A 5,420-nucleotide genomic window follows, 5' to 3' on the forward strand; every position below is an offset into this window, starting at 1 on the left:
TTTGTTTCATCAATATAGTGAACATCAAAGCTAATTGCTGTTTCTTCTGTGGTTACCATATCGTCAAGCGCTACAACTGTGATGTTGCTTGGTACACTGAGTGTCGCAGTCGTTGTCATGTCATTTAGGCCAGAGATAGCTGCTTTCGCATCAATATTTAGCATTTGACCTGCCGCTGATGGCAATACTTCTGCCCATGCCGTTACTTCGAACTGTGATGATTCTGGGCCAACGTAATCCATACACACAACATAGTCGTCACTAATAACTTCATCTAGATTGTTATAAGCAACTTGAACGCCGCGATATTTATCAAGTGGACCGTATTCATATACTTCGCCACGGAAACCTTGAAGACCAATACTGCCGTGCGGACGGGTCGTACCAAAGTCAAGATTATCGTATGCATAGTAAATTTCGTGCTCACCTTTACCAAAACGCGTATTTGCATTGAATAGCACTTGGAAGTCGAATGAGTTATCACGTTTTGTATAACTGTATGTACCTGTTGAACGGTCATAAACAGGATCGTCATAATCAGATGCATTATCCCACTCAACAATACCCCATCCCGTTGCAGTACTTGCTAGTGAAATACCCTCGTTTGACGATAAGCCAACAGACATTACAGAGCGTAGTAAGCCTTGTTCAGAGAATTCCCAACCACGCCATAATGGACCCATGTTTTCAAATGGGAATGAATTATATGGGAACGGATTGTGAACTGGGTAGAAGAAGCGACTACCGCTTGTATTCACCGTACCCATGCCGCGAATTTGGATAACCTGGTTCTGAATGTTTGTATTTCCAGTGTTATTATACAAACTGAAGTTATCGTACGCACCATTGTAAAAACTTGCGATAGGTAAAGTATAGCCATCACGATAGTTATATAGGTTTTGATCATCAAAACCTGATAGCAGCGGCATAATCCCAAACTGTGATAAATCTACATAACCACCTGGGTTTGCATTACCAAAGTCAGGTGTTCGACACATCTCATCAGTAATGTTATCGGTAACAATGTAGTCTGGCTCAACATCGCGCGTATCAGCCTGCATTCCTGTTACAATAACCTTGCCATCAACAACTTCAATATTGATTTCTGATGTTGTTGATATTGCAACATTTTCAGCTTTAACATCCAGACCTTCTGGAATCGCTAGTTCAAGAGTAAATTCACGGTCAACACCTGAGTTATTTGCCAATACTTCAAAAGTATAAGGAACGAAGTCACCGATTTTAGCACCCGTATTCGGCGCATCTAGGTGCGCAACATCTTTACCACGATTAATCTTGAATGGAATAGAACCTAAGTTACCAGGATTAACTGCTGATGTGCCCACATCCAATAATGAGTAGTAAACACTATTAGCATCAAATTCCATGTTCCAATCAACAGTCATGTCAACTTTGTTTAAACCATCACTCGCAGGAAGGCGTGCAGTCATCCCCGTTGCAACTTGCTCTGATACAACAGCCGTTGCCAGTTCAAAGGTTTCTTCAACTGGACCTACAGAGGTTTTATTACTGCTATATAAAACAACCCAATATTCACCTTCTTCAGGGTTATTAATATTACAGAAGTTGTTGTAGATTCGATGGTTAGATACGCATAAAATCTCATCTTGAGGCTGAACAATACCATCGCCATTGTAGTCTTTACCTACATAAACGATTGGATTACCTTTTTTCAGTGAACCATCAAGTTCCGATTCAACACTGACAGTTTCCGCAATAAAACGTTTAGAATTAGCGGGGACGGTTACAAACTTAGTGAATGTTGCTTCATCTAAGATATCTTCAGCAGCTACATCATCTTTACGATTCATTGTCCAAGGGAAAGTAGTATCGTCATCTTTTGGCAGTGTTACAGAAGTAATTTCTGCTTTCACTGGTTCATAGACACGTGCTACAGGTGCTTCGATGTTAGGTAACATAATGCCTTTAGCAACATACGTTCCTTCGTCAGAATGCGCAGTTGTAGATAGCATTGAAGGTAAGTTACCGCGATCATATTTAAACGCTACAGGCCAATGCGCATCTGGAATACCCGCTTCCTCAGCTTGGAATACTAGGTTTGTGTGTAGCTCAACTTCAGAGTTACTAAACCAATCTTGCGTATCCATAATCGACGCTTTAACGATAATTGTTTGTGTCTCACCTTTTTTCAATGAGAAAGTTTTCGGGAAGATATCAATATTCACACCATTTTGAGCGGATTGTGAATTAACATCATAACTCCAGTTTTCAACATCCTCATGACTAACGGTCCAAGTACCGTCTTCTGTCGCTTTAATAGTTCGTACCCATTGACACTCTGGTGCACATGAGAAGTTAACTAAATTAGGCAAGTTAAGTTTATGCGGTGTACCGCCATTGAATGGATCTGCAGCTAAGAAGTTATCTGCTGACTCATCCATGACAAAGCCCGCTTTTGCTGCTAGCGCAACATTTATGCGACCCGCACCTGAACGATAAGTCTTCGCATCTGCAACTACATCATTTTTATTATTTAAGCGGTGATATTTAACCACATTTTCAGCCGTCATTGATAATGCTGACTGAACTTCAGCTGCAGTCCAATCTGGGTGAATTTGACGAAGTAACGCCATTGAACCCGCAACATGTGGAGATGCCATTGAAGTACCACTAATTGCCGCATAATCTTGGCCATGTGGTGTTACAAACGGATGCTCATCAGAATAAGCAGCATAGATATCAACACCCGGAGCAGCAAGTGTTGGTGCGAGCACTTCTATATTTGAGAATGAAGGACCACGCGATGAGAACGTTGCTAACCAATCAGCATCTTCAGCGTTAACTCGACGCTCAATCACCGTTGGTTTAATAGTGATCATATGGCCCATTTCTGAATAACTATCGACCCAGTCTTCTAGGCCATCATTACCATCAACACCATTCCATTGATCATACGTAAAGTGTACGCCAGGTAAAGAATAGCTTTCTGCAACAGTACCTTGAGCACCATCACGGTTGTACATGATGAAACCATCCGCTCCACCGGCTTTCACGTGTTCAACTTTTGCTGTACGTGCATTCGCAGCAGGATCAGCTGCTAAGTGACGCTGACAAATAACAATAACGTTAGTCGTTCCATCAGCCGCACCCGCTATCTCCGTGCCATCCTTATAGAAGTTAAAGGTATTTTCAGGGTAATCAGCTGTACAATAACCGTTGTAATCTTTGAAACCATTAACATCTTCATAGTCTTTAGCCCAAACAACAACCCCGGTGATTTCTTCACTGTTGATTGCGCCCCCTACTAGACCCGTTTCTGACCAGCTAGGAACCTCAGATCCAAGTGAGGCATCTGCAAAACCAGCGAACTCAACGGCGGTTTCAACAGCAACACTACGGCCGTGTGTAGTCGCTGCAACTTGCGCCAGCCAAGGCGATGAGTTATCTAAATAACCAAAACACTCTGCGCTGCCACACCCTTGTCCGCTATTACCAGCCGCTGCTGCAACGTTAATGCCCGCTTCACGCGCGGCTAAAAATGCAAGTTGCACAGGGTCAGCCCACACGTTCGAATCTGCACCACCGATTGAAAAGTTGATTACATCAACACCATCAGAAATCGCGTCTTCAATACCCGCAACAAGCGCTTCGCCCGGACACCCTCTGTATTCGTCACTTGACGGGTAACAGACTTGATAAGCAATAATATTCGCATGGGGTGCAACACCTGAAATCTCAGGGAATAAATCTTCTGCAAGGATATTACCATCTGTATTTTCACCAAAACTCGGTAACATATAAGGCACATTTTTAACGACGTTACCCGCTGCAGTTGATGCAACGTGTGAACCGTGACCTTGATAATCCTCACCAATTGCAGGCCAACCTGGGATCATGGCATCAAATGCATCAGTGATCACATCATAAGAACGCACACCGATTAACTTACTATTACATTGGATTTCTTCAGGTTCTTCAACACAGTCACCCACATAATTACCGCTACCAAATGGATTAATGTGCTCATAACCATCATCACCTACTGCAGCAAATGATGGGTGATCAGAGTTAATACCCGTATCGATAATGCCGACAATCTGGCCTTCACCTTTGCCTTTAATACCGCTGGGAACACTTGTGCCATCCCACACTTGGTCTGCACCAATATGACGAGGGCCTTCATCAGATAAAAGATCGTAATTTTTTGAACGCATAACAGAAGCGACCGCTCCTAGTTCAGCAACACTCATTGCTTCACGTTCAGTCATTTTTACAGAGAAACCATTCAATGCTTTAGTGAACTGACGACGCATTTCTGTACGGCCTGTTACAGCCGTTACGCTTTGCATAACAGTGCGTTGTTTTGTAAGTAGCTTATTTTGGTACTCGGTCACGGCAGAAATCGACGGCTGACCTTTTTCGAAAACCTTTGTCACACCTTGAGTTTGCATTGTTTTCGCTAAAGGCGAATCGAACTCACGCGCTTCAAGTGCAACAGAGTTATCTCTTAAGCGAACAATATAAATATGCTCACCGTCTAGGCCTTCTTCAGTAAACTTTTTATTTTGTCCACTCAATTGCACATTTAGACCATCATTCTGCATCATGCTAGTTGAGTCGCCTTGATTGTACTCTTTGCTAAATGCTTTGATTTCTTCAAATGTAATATTAGGTGCTTTTAATTGATTTTGTGTTTTAAGCTGACTATCAACACCGACTGCATGAGCAGCGCTGGCACTATAGATAGCTGCGGCAACAGCAATCGAGAGAGTTTTCACTTGCATAAAGTATCCCCTGGATAGTTAATTAGTATAATTATTCAAGCTGGGTGGATATCCATTCCACCGCTCGCGCTTATAATATAACCACAGAGAATTAAAAAATTACCTACATTCGTGTAGCGTTTTGTACACACAGTTAACATTTAAGATACTTAAAACTCCTGTAATCGTATTTTTATTTGCAATTAATAAATAGAAGCACACTATTTTAGGGTAAGTACACTCATAGGCAGCAGCAAAACCGTTTTGATTATTTAATTTTTATCAACAATATGACAGTTATAATTCCTGTATCGTTGCAGCCACTCATAAGACGTTTTTAACACTCGGCTTCCTCCCCTCAAAATGAGTAAGCATTATTGCGAATTGGTATGAAGAATCCTAAAAACGAAAAAAGGGCCCGAAGGCCCTTTGTCACATAACACACTTAGGGAGTGATTAGCTGCGCTTTGCTTTACGGCGTCTTAAGCCTGCAAAACCTGCCATTAGAAGTGTTAGCCACGCAAGTGAGCCGCTTGAGCTCGACTTCGCTTCTACTTCAGGTTGTACCGTCACTTCTTGTGCAGTAACAGTTACTGAAACACCTAACTCCATCGCGTCAACACCATCGCTTACTGTTACTGTAAATTGATGCTCTCCAACGCTTAAACCAGACAC

The 5,420-nt window shown here is 42.3% G+C and carries 2 protein-coding genes; both read right to left on the reverse strand.

Annotated elements, in window-relative coordinates:
* The coding region (locus tag BM378_RS20710; RefSeq protein ID WP_074989879.1) for a S8 family serine peptidase at window positions 1–4,766 on the reverse strand (4,766 nt) is incomplete at its 3' end.
* Window positions 4,767–5,201: 435 nt separating this feature from the next.
* Window positions 5,202–5,420 (reverse strand): GlyGly-CTERM sorting domain-containing protein (locus tag BM378_RS20080; protein ID WP_143104613.1); only part of this gene is annotated, 219 nt, incomplete at its 5' end.

It is taken from the genome of Pseudoalteromonas lipolytica (assembly GCF_900116435.1).
In the GTDB taxonomy this organism is placed as follows: Bacteria; Pseudomonadota; Gammaproteobacteria; order Enterobacterales; family Alteromonadaceae; genus Pseudoalteromonas; species Pseudoalteromonas lipolytica.